A 15,514-nucleotide genomic window follows, 5' to 3' on the forward strand; every position below is an offset into this window, starting at 1 on the left:
ATTTACATGAAAAAAACATTAGAAGTATTAGGTATGGTTTGTCCGTTTCCGTTAATCGAAGCAAAAGAAGCGATTAAAGAGTTAAACACAGGCGATGAGCTGGAAGTACAGTTCGATTGTACTCAAGGTACAGAATCAATTCCACGCTGGGCAGCTGAAGACGGCCATGAAGTAACAAACTACGAACAATTAGGCGAAGCTTCTTGGACAATTACTATTAAGAAAAAATAATTTTTGAATTTAAGGCAGCATCTCGATTATGAGGTGCTGTTTTTTATTTGGGTGGTTGTGCATATTACCCGACACTATTGATAGGGAAAGGAATTTATAGTGCGCTATCAAGGCAACGTCAAGATTGAAAGCCATTTTATTAGAACAATTGCAGGAGTTATTAGAACAATTCAGTGGGATATTAGAAGATTTTACGTCGATATTAGAAGAAAGTGAACCGATCGCTGCTTTTGCCTAGAAATTTGTATACCTAGTGCTTGGTTTGGAGTTTTATTAGAACAATTCAGCAGTTTATTAGACAAAGTGCGGGTGATATTAGAAGATTGGAAGGTGATATTTGAACATCGCGTACACTTATTAGAACAACCAGAAGATATATTAGATAATCGGAATTTTATTAGAACAAATAAAATTATATTAGAACATTTCCGAATTTATTAGAAAACCTCATCCTCATCCACAAGCACACCGCTAAAAATAAAAAGGGACACATTTTACCTCCTCTAGTGAATTCACAAACTATGCTTGAATAGAATTTCACCTTTATTCATAACGTGAATAATGAGGTGAATTTTTTGAAGTGGATTTCAACTATTTCCAAAAATAGATTAAGGTTAATCTTTTCAGCTTTTATTCTTTTCGGGGTTATTGTTTTTATCAAACTGTTTTATGTGCAAATTATTCAGCACGATAAATTAACGGAACTTGCAAAATCGAATTGGGATCGCGAAATCCCGTTTTCTTCAGAGCGAGGGGAGATTACGGATCGAAACGGTAAACTTATTGTGACGAATGAATTAGCGCCGACGCTTTATTTCATGCCAACCCAGAATGATAATATTGAACAAGCGGCAAATCAGGTTGCGGAAGTACTTAATTTGGATGCGAAAAAATTATATGAAAAAATGAATTCCAAAAGTTATCTCGTCAAACTTGCACCGGAAGCAAAAAATATTTCATACGAACAAGCTGTTAAAATTCAGGAACTGAAAATTGACGGACTATATAGTGGTGTAGATTATGACAGGAGTTATCCGTACGGGAATCTGTTATCACGGCTGGTCGGATTTACGGGATATGATTCGCAGGGGCTGGCAGGAATTGAATATCAATATGATAGACTTTTAACTTCCAAAGATGCAGCGATCAAATTGTTTACTGATGCAAAAGGCAAGCCATTACCACATGTAAATGATGAGTGGCGGGAAGGGAAGCAAGGAGCAACGGTAGGCTTAACAATTGATGTGGAAGTTCAAAAAGTGATCGAACGAGAATTGTCTCAAGCGATGACAAAATATAATGCGGAACAGGCGCTGGCCATTGCGATGAACCCTAAAACTGGGGAGATATTAGCTCTTTCTTCATACCCTACATACGATCCTTCTAAGTTTGAAGAAGTTGATTCATCTATTTATAACCGGAATTTACCGGTATGGATGACATATGAGCCGGGTTCAACCTTTAAAATTATTACATTGAGTGCTGCTGTTGAAGAAAATGTAGTAGATCTTGAAAAAGACACTTTTTTTGATAAAGGCTATACGATGGTGGAAGGTGTAAGACTTCGCTGTTGGAAGCGGGAAGGTCATGGGGAAGAAACATTTTTACAAGTAGTTGAAAATTCCTGTAACCCTGGATTTATCGAACTGGGACAGCGAGTTGGTGCTGACAAATTAATGAAGTACATTAAAAACTTCGGGTTCGGTCAAACAACCGGTTCCAATATTGCCGGAGAGTCATCGGGTATATTATTTTCAGAAGAGGCGTTTGGACCAGTCGAGCATGCCACCACTTCTTTTGGGCAAGGGATATCGGTGACGCCGATTCAACAAGTTCAAGCGGTTTCTGCGGCTGTGAATGGTGGGAAACTCTTTACGCCGTATGTTGTGTCAAAAGTATATAATCCGGAAACAGGGAAAGTCGTCCTGGAAAATAAGCCGACTTTAAAACGCAATGTCGTCAGTGAGGAAACTTCTAAAATTGTAAGAGACGCACTGGAGTCCGTTGTAGCAAATGGGTCAGGACGCGCTGCATATCGGGATGGACTTCGCATTGGCGGGAAAACGGGTACGGCTCAAAAAGTAGAAAACGGACGCTATAAGGATGGGGATTATATTGTATCATTTATAGGTTTTGCACCAGCAAATGATCCTGAAGTTGTCGTATATGTAGCGGTTGACAGTCCAAAAGGGGAAACAGTGTTCGGCAGTACAATTGTCGCGCCGATTGTTGGGCAGATTATTGAAGATATCGCACCGATTCTGGGAATAGAAAAAGACCGTGAAGGCCAACTGGAAAAACAATATCGCTGGGGAGATGAGTTGACGGAGCGCGTACCGAATTTAGTCGGTGTACCTGTCAATGAAATAATGGAGATGGAATATCCTTATCAAATTAAAGTGCACGGGGAAGGCGAGACTGTAAAAGCGCAGTTACCGGAGCCGGAAAGTGTATTAGAACTAGATGGCACGATTCATCTTTATTTAGAAGAATAAAATAAAAAATATAGAAACAACCATTTCCTCAAGAGCAAATGGTTGTTTTTTTGTATATTTTTAATGTGCTATCATCTCGTGTGCAATCTCATGGCCATCCATATTTGAAGGATAATAGGTTGGCCAATTCGTTACTTCTTTTAATAAGGCTTCACGATCATCTCCCCAGTAGATGTGGTAATGCCCTGATTTTTGAGGTGCGATAATATGGTCACTGAACTGAACATAAGCGGGGACGCCTGTTTCATCGCCGACATGTTTGAAAATAAACCGGACACCGCGATTACCTTTTTCATAGGTTAAAATTTCATAACCATCATATGCGTATTCTCCTTTGTGCGCGTGACCATGATCATAAAATGTAATAAAACGATCTTCAATGACAATTCGGTTCGTATTAGTCTTATAGCCAGTTTCATAATAAGATTTAATATCCTCAAATGTTTGGCTTTCATCATGGGAAGCCTTATGTTCAAATACTTCATCCAAAGTGCCATCTTGCAAATAAGAGTAGACCGATTGCCAATCGCCGCTCCAATCGCTTAATGGTCTGTCCTGTACTTCTTCGTCTTCAAAATAACCGTTATAAATTTTTTCCTGTTTCTCATTAATTTCATGTTGATGATTATGCTCATGAGCCTTTTCTTCTGTTACATCATCCGCAGTTGCATTGACCTCTTCTTTAGAATTTTCAGCACAACCAACGAGGATAAAGCCAAATGCTAACATACTTATCCAATTTAATTTCCTCTTCATACACTACCTCCTAAATAGTAACTGTTACGATTTACAATTTTATATAGTTGATACATACTTGTCAACATAAATCGTAATTATTACTATTTGCAGAGTTAATTCCAACAAAAAAACTTCCCGTGCCCATCTGTATTTTGAAATATCTTGATGGTTTTAGTAATACCTGCATCAATGAAATCGACATGTAAATCTTTATCCTCCATATTGTTGTAGACATGATAAATGCTTTGAATATGGCTTAGTTGCTGTAGAAGTGTCAATAATTCTGATTTTAATGTAGCGGAAAACTGGTTTGCGACATGTGTGTGGAAAATAATTATCTGGCTATTTTTAAATTCATGAGATTCAAATAGAGAGGGAATAAGTTTTCTGAAATCCCCAGTCAGTAACAGCTTGGGATAATGCGGGTGAATCGCCCTTGCTTGATCTAAATTTTCTTTGCGTCGAATTTGCTCAGGCCAAATGAGACTTTTCAGCCATAAATATTCATCCGAATCTTGTAAATCAATAATATTTAAATCAATCCCGATGCGGTGTAATATGTTCAGGTTTTTCACAGAAGTTAAAGGAGCACCGTAGTTTTTTGCAAAAACCGTAAGCGGGCTATTTTCATTGCCGAATGAAATCGACGGTTCCTGTTCTATTTCATACCGATACCCATCCAAATTAAGCAAAAGTCCTGCACTTGTCCCAATTTCCATTAATGTTAATGGAAGTTTTGCTTCTTCTGCGATTTCCGAGAAGATCGGGTAAAGATAGCTGCCCCGCTGTACTTCATTTGTTTGAACGGATTTCGTCTGAAACAACTTTAACAGTTCATCGGAATGCTGTGTACAGAAGTCAGTGAGCAACTGAAAGCTTTCTTCCAAATCTACCACATTGGGATTTTCGAATAGTTGTTTTAACGGCGTTTCAATTTGAGCTGATAAATACTGCACAGCCCCAAAAAATAAATTAGGCTTCGGCTGTGACTTCGGTATATGCATAATAAGATTTAACAGCTGCTCGTCTGTTTGAATCCTCTGTGACCAATATTCGTAAAGCGGGCTATTGTTTTTTGCTTCATGGCTGGCGAAACGTGTGAAGGCGGTTACTAAATCTTTCACTTAAAACACCTCATTTCATATAGTGTTTACAGTGTATAATAGACTTAAAATTAACGGAATTAATGAATTTTAATCGATTTGATTAATAATATTAATAAGAGGGGAATCGATATGGATATAAAATGGCTGAAATCGTTTATAGCGGTTGTTGAGGAAGGGAGCTTTCGAGCAGCGGCAGAAAAACTGTATGTTTCCCAGCCGAGTATTACTGTACATATGAAATTATTAGAGGAACATTTACAGGTTCAATTGTTTCACCGAGAACATACAAAGGTAAAGGTATCGGCAATTGGCGAAAAATATTACCCAATGGCAAAAAAACTTGTGGCTCAAATAGAAGCAAGTACGAAAGAAATTCACCTGGAAGCCCTGCATCCGGCTGTACCATTAATAATTTCCGTCTCACCTGCATTGCTTTATACGAATTTATTAGAGCGAATACATGACTTTATTGAAGAAAATCAACAATATAATGTAGAAATTGTATTGGAAGATCAAATGCTTTTAGAGAGCGCGATTAAAGAACAGCGAATAGATGTAGCATTAGGTTTACATAAATTCATTTCTAAAGACTTTCATTCGGAGCGCATTGACCGTTCTCCATTAAAACTTGTCCATTCTTCTAAGTTACAGCTCACGGAAAAGCAGTTGGATTTACAGCTTAAATCGCTTTTTGCTGAGCATCCGCTTTATGTAGGGTATTTAAATGAACATACCCCTGTAGTTGAATATTTAAATAGTGAGTACGATATTAAGAAATTCCACAAAATAAAGGATGTTATTTTTGCTATTAAATTGATTAAGGAAGGTTTAGGGATCGGGCTATTGCCAGAAAGTTTGATATCAGAGGAAATTGAAGCGGATATATTAAGGGTAGTGGATATAGGACCTGTTGCAACGATTTATCCGGTAGATATTTATATGAGCCATTTAAGAAATTCGGCTAAAGTTAGTCCTTTAACGGGTTTTATACGACAAATGAGCCATTGAAAAATAGGTGAAGCATCATTACTGCTTCACTTATTCATTCAAAATGAGGTCAATGTTGTGCGAAGGTTATTTTCATCTGTAATGTATTCAATATTTTCGTATCCATTCTGAACCGCTTTTCGATGAATACAATCAATTACATGCTCATCTTTTGCATAGATTGTTACATAGGAACTATCAACGATTAACAGGACGATTTCACATTGACTCACTAGAAAATCTTCATATGTAAATATGTCCTGCACAGCTGTATGTTCTTTAAATGCTTTTAAGTCTGTAAATATTACATAATAGTCCTTTGCAGTGATTTGGTTGTAAAGGTCTTCACCGGTATATGTAAAAGGCTGCGGAAACATTGCAGCTCCTAGCTGATTGTTTTCAATATAATATGCCTCTCCGTCACCTGCCTTCCAAAAGTAAATTTCGATGTTGATGTCCTCTAAAATTTCATATAAATAACGGCCGTATTCGTTCGGTATTTCAAAAGACAAACCTCTCATGGTTCATCATCTCCTCTCACAATCATTTAAAAAATGGGCGATATATTGCTCCAATCTTTTTATTTTCTCATTATACTGATATTATGTTGGGTATTGACGTGATTTTATAAATCTATACAATACATTCATGAAAATGAATTCAAATGCGCATAATAAACTGGTTATTCCAAAATAGCAAATTAAGCAGAAAACAGCTAATATTTAATGGAAATATGCGGGGAACAATAATTTTAAAAAAATACTAGCCGATTTTCCGGGCTAAGCATGGTACTATAGAAATGTGACGAATTTAAGGCAAAAAGATATAAATTGATATAAAGGGGTAGTAATATGACGATGTTTGACGAGAAAATTCAGGGATTGTTACAGCAATCGGCATTACAATACATAATTTATAAAGAAAATGAAGATACAGAACGAATTGAAAAACTTCATTTATTTGCACGCAAGCTTTTACAAAAGGAATTTGTTATTGGGTTTGCCGGTCACTTTTCTGCAGGTAAATCGAGTATGATCAATGCGCTTTCTGGAGAAAACATTTTGGCGACAAGTCCAATTCCGACAAGTGCGAACATCGTAAAAGTGCATAAATCTGATGAAGATTTTGCGATTCTATATTTGCACAATGAAAAGCCGGTAAAATTTGAAGCGGGCTATGATATTAAGCAAGTAAAAGAACTGAGCAAAAACGGTGAATTGGTATCACAAATTGAAATTGGACACAGTACATCGAGCTTGCCTGAAGGGGTAACGGTGATGGATACTCCGGGTGTTGACTCAACAGACGATGCACATGCAATGAGTACTGAATCTGCATTGCATATTGCCGATATGGTATTTTACACAATGGACTACAACCATGTGCAATCAGAACTGAATTTCCAATTTACTAAGCAATTGATGAAATACAATCCAAATGTATATTTAATCGTCAATCAAATCGACAAACACCGCGAAGCTGAATTATCATTTGAAGATTTTAAACAATCCGTTCATAACTCGTTTGCAGCTTGGGGTGTTTACCCGAAAAATATTTTCTTCACTTCACTGCGTGAAAAAGAGCTTCCGAACAACGATTTTGATCAAGTAAAGAAAATCGTCATGGATTCGATGAACGACTGGCAGGAACAATTAATTTCAACTGCAGAAAATACGCTAACAAAGCTTCAGCATGAGCATGAAGCATATTTGGAAGAAGAAAAGCAGGATCGCTTCACTACGTATGCTGAACTCGTTTCTGAAGACGACTGGCAGCATCGTGATGATATTTTGGAGCAATATGAAAAACTGACGCGTCAAACAGAACTATTCTCGTTTGATGTATTTGATAAGCAGTTCGATGAAAAACGTAAAGACTTGCTTGCCAATGCGGCGATTATGCCGGCAGATGTGCGTGATAAACTACGTGCTTATTTAGAAAGTCAGCAAGAGGACTTCAAAGTTGGCGGACTGTTTACAGCGAAAAAGAAAACAGCAGAAGAGAAAGCACGACGTCAGGAAGAAGCATATGCAAGCTTTAATCATGTTGTCCAATCTCAAATTAGCGGTCATATTAAAGCATTGATGAAACAAGCATTAAAAGATGTCGGTGCATTGAACGACGAACGTGCCGCAAGTATTGACAATAAGGAATTTAATTTCCCGTTTTCGATTATTGAAGATCAAGTACAAAAGAGCGCGGTCATAACGGGCGATGCGGTATTAAATTTCGCAAATCGCGTATCGGATGCGACAAAGCGTTACTTTATTCAAACAACGGATGCGTGGAAGCTAGAGCAAAAAGATACATTGGAACAGGTTGCGCGTGAAGCGGCAGCACCGGTTAAGCTTAAAATTAATGCAATGTCTGAAAAGGTGCATGCACTTCAGCATATTATGCAAATCGAGAAATTCCAGGCATTCAGCAGCACATTGATGAAACAAGTTTCCAATGAAATTCGTGCGGAATCCAAAATTTATTTGGAAAACTGGAAGCGTGAACATGAGCAGGCATTGAAAGATATCCGTCCATTTGATGAGTCGATGTTACAATTGAAAGACCAGGAAACAGAACTTGCTGCTGAACAGACGCAGGAAAAAGCAGGTTCAGGTTTGAATGTTGATAAAGTAACGGAAAAAGCATTGAAGACGGCGCATATTATTAAAGATGTACAAGGATTCAAAGAAGTGTCCAGCTTCTTGACGAAAAAAGTGGAACGTCTGCAAAAACGCGACTTTACGATTGCCTTATTCGGTGCGTTCAGTGCGGGGAAATCAAGCTTTTCAAATGCCTTGATGGGTGAGCGTGTTTTACCAGTATCACCAAACCCGACGACAGCAGCGATTAACAAAATTCGTCCTGTCACACCGGAACATCCGCATGAAACAGCCGATGTTCATCTGAAGAATGAAGCGCAGCTGCTGGAAGATATTCAAGGCTCGTATGCAGCGATTGGCCTTCAAGTATCATCACTGAAAGAAGCGTATGATCGTGCAGAAGAAGGGCTTGCAGTTCCATTAACAGATGAGCGCCTGAATGTCCATAAATCATTTATCCGTGCGTATTCGGAAGGTTATGAAACATTTATCACTAAACTAGGCACAACATTACGTGTTAACCGTCATGATTTTGAAAAATACGTAGCCCAGGAAAACCGTTCTTGTTTCGTGGACAATATCGATTTCTACTTTGATTCACCACTAACACGTATGGGCGTAACATTAGTAGACACACCGGGTGCCGATTCGATCAACGCGCGTCATACGGGAGTAGCATTCGATTATATTCGAAATGCCGACGCCATTCTTTTCATTACGTACTACAACCATGCATTCGCAAAAGCGGACCGTGAGTTCTTAATCCAGCTAGGACGTGTAAAAGATGCATTTGAACTGGATAAAATGTTCTTTATCGTAAATGCGATTGACTTGGCTTCTACAATGGAAGAAGAGGAAGAAGTAAAAGGTTATGTTCGTTCAGAACTTCAGCGATTTGGTATTCGTTTCCCAAGACTGTACGGAGTATCGAGCTTACTGGCCTTAAAAGAAAAGCAGGATCAGCTTGAACATCAGTCAGGTATGGCACCATTTGAAGATGCATTCCATCACTTCCTGAATGATGAACTGATGGGCATTGCGGTACAGGCACTTCAAGAAGAAGTGGATAAAACAGAAGCACGCCTGAATGATTTAATTACACAAACCGAAGAAAACCTGAAACGTAAAGATGAGCGTCTTGATGAATTGGCTCATTTGGAAAAGCTTGTGCGTTCAAAATTCCAGTCAACGCAGACAGCCATGCTTGAAAGTGAAACAAAACAGGAATTGGATGAACTGTTATACTATGTACTGCAACGTGTGTACTACCGCTATCCGGACTTCTATCGTGAAAGCTATAATCCGTCCACATTCGCGCAAATGCCTGCTCAGCAAGCATTGCAAACAGCTTTAAAAGAAGTGCTTCAGGCATTGAGCTTTGACTTCGCTCAGGAATTGCGTGTAACGAATTTCCGCTTAGCTCAATTTGTTGAGAAGAAAATGAAGGAATTGTTCAAAGATGAAGCACGTGAATTAAAAGAATTGAACCCAAGCTTTGCATTTTTAAGCTATGAATCAAAAGAGCCGGAGATTTTAGATTTTACTGGTCCATTTACGGATTCTACACCATATGAAGGCGTAAAATCACACTTTAAAAATGTGAAGGCATTCTTTGAAAAGAATGAAAAAGAGCAATTGCGTGATGCCTTGGAAAAATTAACAAAACCAGATGCACAAAGTTATCTGGATGTGGAAAAGGCTAAAATTATGGAGTGGGCCGGCAGCTATATCGCCATTGAGGCAGAAGGATTGCGCCAGCATATGCTTGAACAGGCAGTCGAGCAAATTGAAACAGAACGTTTGTTACTTCAAGAAGAAAATCGCTTAGCTGTTTGGAAAGATATTTACGCGCAACTACAAGCGTAAGGAGGATCTTTTTAATGACGAATATTTTTGTGACCGCAAATCGAATGGAAAGAACAGGTCGTTTAATCGATACTAGATTTGATATGAGCAATTTAGAGTCAGGCAGAAAGATGTATGAAGAGGGCCATATCGAAGGGGCAGTATACTGGGATTTAAATACCGATCTGTCGGATTTAACAAAAGAAGAAGGCAGACATCCGCTTCCGGAAAAGAAGCAGCTTCAGGCTTTGTTTGAAAAGCATGGATTGAATTACAATGATGCCATCTATATTTATGATCAAGGTGCAGCAGCATACGCGACACGTGCATGGTGGATATTGCATTATGCAGGCTTCAAGCATGCCTATGTTGTAAATGGCGGCTTAGAAGCACTGAAGGATGCGGGATTCCCTGTAACGACAGAAGTCCCTGAATTTAAGGAAAGTAAGCTTGATTTACAATGGAATGACGATATTTTAATAAAGCGTCAGGACATTATGCACATTATTGAAGGAAAACGAAAAGCGACATTAATCGATGCCCGCGCACCGGAACGTTTCCGTGGTGAGACGGAGCCGTTTGATAAAGTGGCAGGACATATACCGACAGCTAAAAACTATGATTGGGAACAGCTGCGCAATGGCTCGGAACTCGTTATTACGTCATCTCTTCTTGAACAAGTTCCAAAAGATGAGGAAGTAGTGGTCTATTGCGGATCAGGAGTTACAGCGACACCGGTATACACTGTGTTGAAGGAAGCAGGCTACCAAAATATTAAAATCTATATGGCAGGCTATAGTGATTGGGTCAATCATCATTCTGTCGAAAAATAAAATGGAACTGCTGAACAGGCCGTTATGTAAATTAATTTTACATGGCGGCTTTTTGCCGTTCAAAAAATGGGGGCTGATTTCCAATATTTATGATAAATTGATATTGTAGAAAATACCGGTCAAAGGAGTGAGAAAGATGTTATTTAAGAAAAAAACGGAGCTGAGTGAAAAGAACGGAGTAAAAATGATGAATGGGTCTGTTCAATTTCAAGCTATTCACTTGAATGTTCATTGCTTTGAAGTGGACGGCATCCTCATTGATACAGGTTCTGCCTCACTTCTTAAGCAGTTTAAGCCTTTTTTCGAAGAGATGGACGTTAATCAGATTATGTTGACCCACTATCATGAAGATCACTCCGGAGGCGCGCATTTTTTGCAGGAAACTTATAATCTGCCAATATTTATGCATCCGCTCAATATAGAAGAATGTGCTAAGAGGGCAAACTATCCTTTATACCGCAAACTGTTCTGGGGAGCAAGACGGCCGTTTCTAGCACAGCCTGTTAGAGATTCTTTTTCATCAAGAACTGCTGAGTGGAAAGTGATTGAAACTCCCGGACATACAGAGGACCATGTAGCCTATTTAAATGAATCGACAGGTCAACTTTTTACAGGAGATCTGTATGTAACACCGAAAACAAAAGTCGTTTTGCGTGAAGAGAGCATTCCACAAATTATCCGGTCGCTGGAGAAAGTATTAACATACGACTTTCTTGAAATCTATTGTAATCATGCGGGATATATCGAAAATGGAAGAGACGCTTTACTACGAAAACTTAATTACTTAAAAGAGCTAAGTGATAAAATCGAAATGATGAACGAAGAAGGTTTGACAAAAGACGAAATTACAGCGCAGCTTTTCAGTAAAAAGTATCCGATTACTAAACTGTCTTTGGGTGAATGGGATGCGGCGCATATTGTTTCTTCTGTTTTGAACAAATAAATATGAGATTTATGGTCTAGTAAGTTGGAACTTGCTAGGCTTTTTTAGTAGAAATTGCAACTGAAAAAAATAACTATTACGAAACTTAAAATTTACATTGGCTTTACAATTAACATTGCTTAATAAAGGGTATGGAAGAAGAAACTTTAATATTTGTAGAAATTACTGACAAAATGGCTGTTTAAAAGCATTAAATCAACAAATTTCTGTTAATTTCAGAATATTTCATTAAAAAACGGCTAAAATTAACAGGATAAGTACTGGGAGCTATGTTTCACGATTGTAAAGCTTTTGTAAATAACATAGATTAATGTTGAAGATATTGAAAAATCGGTGTTATGATTACCTAGGTTTTAATATACAAACTTCATTTTAGGAGGATTTATTCGATGTTTAACTCTAAAAAACCGGATCCATTTTTTGAAGGATTATTAAATATTGCAAAAAATGTACAACAAGGTGCCAACTATGCAAAAGAATCGACAATTACGACAGTATCAGAACTAAAACAAATTCAAATTAAAATGAAGTCCTATGAAACAGCGGGGGACAAGCTGATCCATGAATTAATCGTAAAATTAAACGATTCGTTCATGACACCAATTGAACGTGAAGATATTTTATCATTAGCCATCAAACTGGACGATATTCTGGACGGCATTGAAAATACAATTGCCCACTTTGAAATGTATTCTTTTACAGAAGTAAATCATTACATGCGTGACTTTGTAGATTATATTGCCAAATCTTCTGATGAAGCAGTGAAGGCAATGGAGTTATTGAATAAAAAAGATTTAATCGGAATGCGTCAACATGCTATTTTGATCAAAGACTATGAGCGTGAATGTGATGAAATATTCCGTAAATCCATTACTGAATTATTCCAGACTGAAATAGATCCGATTCGCTTAATCATCTTTAAAGATTTGTATGAGCAGTTAGAAGAAATTGCAGACTACTGCCAAAATGTAGCGAATACAATCGAATCAATTATTATGCGAAACGCATAATGAAAAAGGAGTAAATTATGGATACGTTATTAGTCATTACCGTACTCGTTGTCATCTTTGCGCTGGCATTCGATTTTATTAACGGTTTCCATGATACAGCAAATGCAATCGCCACATCTGTTTCGACACGTGCATTAAAACCTCGGGTAGCTGTTCTGTTAGCGGCTGTGATGAACTTTATTGGTGCAATGACGTTCGTAGGGGTAGCAAAAGCTGTAGCATCTGGAATTGTGGATCCGTTCTCTTTGAATGCGTTTGAAGGGGATACGACAGGGTCTGTAGTTATTTTGGCGGCATTATGTTCTGCCATTACATGGAACTTATTAACTTGGTATTTTGGTATTCCATCAAGTTCTTCACATACATTAATCGGTTCAATTGCTGGTGCAGCAGTTGCATCGGCAGGTATGAATATTTTAAACTATGAAGGTTTCTTTAAAATTTTACAGGCGTTAATTATTTCACCGATTTTAGCCTTAAGTCTAGGTTTTATCGTGATGAAATTGTTCAAATTTATTTTCCACCGTTCACCATTGTATGGAACAACGAAAGCGTTCCGTTTGACGCAAATCGGGACAGCGGCATTACAATCGTTTACACATGGTACGAACGATGCCCAAAAAGCGATGGGTATTATTACGATGGCTTTAATCGCAGCAAACTGGCAATCGACAGATGAAGTACAAGATTGGGTACGTTTTGCCTGTGCATTGGCGATGGGGCTTGGGACATCAGTCGGCGGATATAAAATCATTAAAACAGTCGGCGGTAAGATCATGAAAATCCGACCGGTCAACGGGGTAGCGGCTGACTTAACTTCGGCATCGATCATTTTTGGTGCAACAGTCATCGCACTACCGGTTTCGACAACACATGTAATTTCTTCTGCAATTATGGGTGTCGGTGCAGCACAACGTGTGAAAGGCGTTAAATGGGGGATGGCACGTAAAATTGTAGTGACGTGGTTTATCACATTGCCAATTTCCGCATTAATGGCCGGATTATTCTACTTCTTAATTAGCCTTATTTTCTAATTTTAAAACGGCGCTCAATCATTAATATTGAGCAGCCGTTTTTTTGTGGAGTGTGGTGGTGGTGAGATTTTCTAATATAGTTGCTGGTTGTTCTAATATAAATTGTAAAGTTCTAATAAAACCAGGGAAGTTCTAATAAAGCACAAAAAGTTCTAATATATCGCGGATTTTCTAATAAAGTGTACGTTTGTTCTAATATGACTACGCGATCTTCAAATAAACTCTATGAAAGTTCTAATATATCCCTCAGCTCTTCTAATATCAGTCACAAAAGTTCTAATATATTACGCAGATTGCAACCAAATAAACCATAATGACGTCCCAAATAACTCCGGAACAGTTCATGCGCCGGTTCTTCTAATATGAGTACGCGATCTTCAAATAATCTCTATGAAAGTTCTAATATATCCCTCAATTCTTCTAATATCGGTCACAAAAGTTCTAATATATTACGCGGCTTGCCACCACATAAATCGTAAAGGCTTCCCAAATAACTCTGGAACAGTTCATGCGCCGGTTCTTCTAATATGAGCACGCGATCTTCAAATAAACTCTATGAAAGTTCTAATATATCCCTCAGCTCTTCTAATATCAGTCAAAAAGTTCTAATATATTACACGGCGTGCAACCCCAGAAACCGTCCTATATCACTCCAAATAACCCTGAAACTGTTCATGCACATTTTCTACCGGAATAAACAACCCGACTTTCCCGTGCCCTTCACGATTTCCTGTCGCAAACACAACACCGATTACGTCTCCGTTTTCGTTAATAACGGGGCTACCGCTATTTCCGCGATACACGGGTGCATCCATCATAATGATATCCGGCTCAATATCAGTGGCCGTAGTATAGCCGATAATCGTTCCTTTATTGGCAATGCCGCTAAATGCAAGCGGATTTCCGATAAAATAGATCGGCTCATTTTTACGGAATTCACTCGCCCGGGCAAGTGGCAGGAACGGCAAGTTTTCCGCATCCACTTTCAACAGTGCCAAATCATAATCTTCATATGATTCCACTACCTCAGCTTTATAAAGTGTATCATCCGGAAAAACGACGGTGATTGTCAGCGTATCGTCAATGACATGATCATTCGTAATTATGTAGCCGTTGTCTGATATTGCAAATCCTGTCCCTTTTCCTGAATCGGTATTAATCGTGACAACAGATTGTTTATATGTTTGAATATCTTCCTGATTTGATAATTGTGTCGATACTTTTAAAAATTCGATGGCTGGAATGGAATACACATTGAAAATCACGGCAAATGTGCTGAAAGCTAATGTTAATGCCATCAGCCATACAACAATTCGAACAAATGGTTTTTGTTTTTTCAATTTTTTCGGCTGTGGGTTTAAACGTTCTTCCCGCTCTTTTGCAAGCGCCTTTTCCTGTTCTTCCAAAACAAGTTCCAAAAATTCTTCTTCTGTCAGTTCTTCAGTATTCGATTTCTCTGTCATTGTGTTCCCTCCGATATGTATAAGTGTAACAAAAGTACACTGAATTTGAGACAAAAACGGCTGGTCAAAAAAATTTTTTTGGAAGTTTGTGAATTATTTCATATTACTAAATTAAAAATACTTCGTGCAATCCATCACATACTTTAGCTTGATAAAGCAGGGTTTTGGAAATGATAGCCCTTACATTGATTTTTGTGAAATAATAGATTGTGTTTAAATTCACAAGTGAAGC

General features: G+C 38.1%; 12 protein-coding genes. 8 read left to right on the forward strand and 4 right to left on the reverse strand.

Features of this window, described 5'->3' with window-relative positions; translation table 11 throughout:
- Positions 1 to 6 precede the first annotated feature (6 nt).
- Entirely contained in the window at positions 7 to 231 is a 225-nt protein-coding gene (locus MKY71_RS06560; RefSeq protein ID WP_008404823.1) for a sulfurtransferase TusA family protein, read from the forward strand.
- Between the two features lie 575 nt (positions 232 to 806).
- Positions 807 to 2,726, forward strand: a complete 1,920-nt coding sequence (locus MKY71_RS06565) for a penicillin-binding transpeptidase domain-containing protein (RefSeq protein WP_340731936.1) — start codon at positions 807 to 809, stop codon at positions 2,724 to 2,726.
- A 60-nt stretch (positions 2,727 to 2,786) separates the two neighbouring features.
- Here the strand turns inward: MKY71_RS06565 and MKY71_RS06570 are convergent, their stop codons facing one another.
- Both MKY71_RS06570 and MKY71_RS06575 read right to left on the reverse strand, forming a co-directional pair.
- On the reverse strand, positions 2,787 to 3,482 hold the full coding sequence (locus MKY71_RS06570; protein WP_340731937.1) for a ZinT family metal-binding protein: 696 nt from the start codon (positions 3,480 to 3,482) through the stop codon (positions 2,787 to 2,789).
- A 95-nt stretch (positions 3,483 to 3,577) separates the two neighbouring features.
- On the reverse strand, positions 3,578 to 4,588 hold the full coding sequence (locus tag MKY71_RS06575; protein ID WP_340731938.1) for a DUF2332 domain-containing protein: 1,011 nt from the start codon (positions 4,586 to 4,588) through the stop codon (positions 3,578 to 3,580).
- A 111-nt stretch (positions 4,589 to 4,699) separates the two neighbouring features.
- Here MKY71_RS06575 and MKY71_RS06580 point away from each other — a divergent pair, with 111 nt between their 5' ends.
- A complete protein-coding gene (locus MKY71_RS06580) occupies positions 4,700 to 5,578 on the forward strand; it encodes a LysR family transcriptional regulator (RefSeq protein WP_340731939.1) in 879 nt (292 codons plus the stop codon).
- 38 nt (positions 5,579 to 5,616) lie between these two features.
- Here the strand turns inward: MKY71_RS06580 and MKY71_RS06585 are convergent, their stop codons facing one another.
- Positions 5,617 to 6,078 carry a DUF2691 family protein gene (locus tag MKY71_RS06585; protein WP_340731940.1) on the reverse strand — a complete coding sequence of 154 codons (462 nt, stop codon included), beginning with the start codon at positions 6,076 to 6,078 and terminating at the stop codon, positions 5,617 to 5,619.
- 330 nt (positions 6,079 to 6,408) lie between these two features.
- Between MKY71_RS06585 and MKY71_RS06590 the strand changes: the two genes are divergently transcribed.
- The 5 genes from MKY71_RS06590 to MKY71_RS06610 all read left to right on the forward strand — a co-directional run bounded on the left by MKY71_RS06590 (position 6,409) and on the right by MKY71_RS06610 (position 13,819).
- Complete coding sequence (locus MKY71_RS06590; RefSeq protein ID WP_340731941.1) at positions 6,409 to 10,020, forward strand: dynamin family protein; 3,612 nt, start codon at positions 6,409 to 6,411, stop codon at positions 10,018 to 10,020.
- A gap of 14 nt (positions 10,021 to 10,034) precedes the next feature.
- Positions 10,035 to 10,832 carry a sulfurtransferase gene (locus MKY71_RS06595; protein WP_340731942.1) on the forward strand — a complete coding sequence of 266 codons (798 nt, stop codon included), beginning with the start codon at positions 10,035 to 10,037 and terminating at the stop codon, positions 10,830 to 10,832.
- Between the two features lie 136 nt (positions 10,833 to 10,968).
- Positions 10,969 to 11,775 carry an MBL fold metallo-hydrolase gene (locus MKY71_RS06600; protein WP_340731943.1) on the forward strand — a complete coding sequence of 269 codons (807 nt, stop codon included), beginning with the start codon at positions 10,969 to 10,971 and terminating at the stop codon, positions 11,773 to 11,775.
- Between the two features lie 389 nt (positions 11,776 to 12,164).
- Positions 12,165 to 12,785: a DUF47 domain-containing protein gene (locus MKY71_RS06605; protein ID WP_340731944.1), complete on the forward strand. Its 621-nt coding sequence runs from the start codon at positions 12,165 to 12,167 to the stop codon at positions 12,783 to 12,785.
- A 17-nt stretch (positions 12,786 to 12,802) separates the two neighbouring features.
- Positions 12,803 to 13,819 carry an inorganic phosphate transporter gene (locus tag MKY71_RS06610; protein ID WP_339175949.1) on the forward strand — a complete coding sequence of 339 codons (1,017 nt, stop codon included), beginning with the start codon at positions 12,803 to 12,805 and terminating at the stop codon, positions 13,817 to 13,819.
- Between the two features lie 647 nt (positions 13,820 to 14,466).
- Here MKY71_RS06610 and MKY71_RS06615 read toward each other — a convergent pair.
- A complete protein-coding gene (locus tag MKY71_RS06615) occupies positions 14,467 to 15,282 on the reverse strand; it encodes a S1C family serine protease (protein ID WP_340731945.1) in 816 nt (271 codons plus the stop codon).
- Between the last annotated feature and the right edge of the window lie 232 nt (positions 15,283 to 15,514).

The sequence above is a fragment of the Solibacillus sp. FSL W7-1324 genome, from assembly GCF_038008025.1.
GTDB lineage: Bacteria > Bacillota > Bacilli > Bacillales_A > Planococcaceae > Solibacillus.

Excerpts from the sequence above, each read along its gene's own strand:
- MKY71_RS06560 (WP_008404823.1), top strand. The coding sequence starts at position 7 with ATGAAAAAAACATTAGAAGTATTAGGTATGGTTTGTCCGTTTCCGTTA.
- MKY71_RS06600 (WP_340731943.1), top strand. The coding sequence starts at position 10,969 with ATGTTATTTAAGAAAAAAACGGAGCTGAGTGAAAAGAACGGAGTAAAA.
- MKY71_RS06610 (WP_339175949.1), top strand. The coding sequence starts at position 12,803 with ATGGATACGTTATTAGTCATTACCGTACTCGTTGTCATCTTTGCGCTG.
- MKY71_RS06615 (WP_340731945.1), bottom strand. The coding sequence starts at position 15,282 with ATGACAGAGAAATCGAATACTGAAGAACTGACAGAAGAAGAATTTTTG.
- MKY71_RS06605 (WP_340731944.1), top strand. The coding sequence starts at position 12,165 with ATGTTTAACTCTAAAAAACCGGATCCATTTTTTGAAGGATTATTAAAT.
- MKY71_RS06590 (WP_340731941.1), top strand. The coding sequence starts at position 6,409 with ATGACGATGTTTGACGAGAAAATTCAGGGATTGTTACAGCAATCGGCA.
- MKY71_RS06570 (WP_340731937.1), bottom strand. The coding sequence starts at position 3,482 with ATGAAGAGGAAATTAAATTGGATAAGTATGTTAGCATTTGGCTTTATC.
- MKY71_RS06595 (WP_340731942.1), top strand. The coding sequence starts at position 10,035 with ATGACGAATATTTTTGTGACCGCAAATCGAATGGAAAGAACAGGTCGT.
- MKY71_RS06580 (WP_340731939.1), top strand. The coding sequence starts at position 4,700 with ATGGATATAAAATGGCTGAAATCGTTTATAGCGGTTGTTGAGGAAGGG.
- MKY71_RS06585 (WP_340731940.1), bottom strand. The coding sequence starts at position 6,078 with ATGAGAGGTTTGTCTTTTGAAATACCGAACGAATACGGCCGTTATTTA.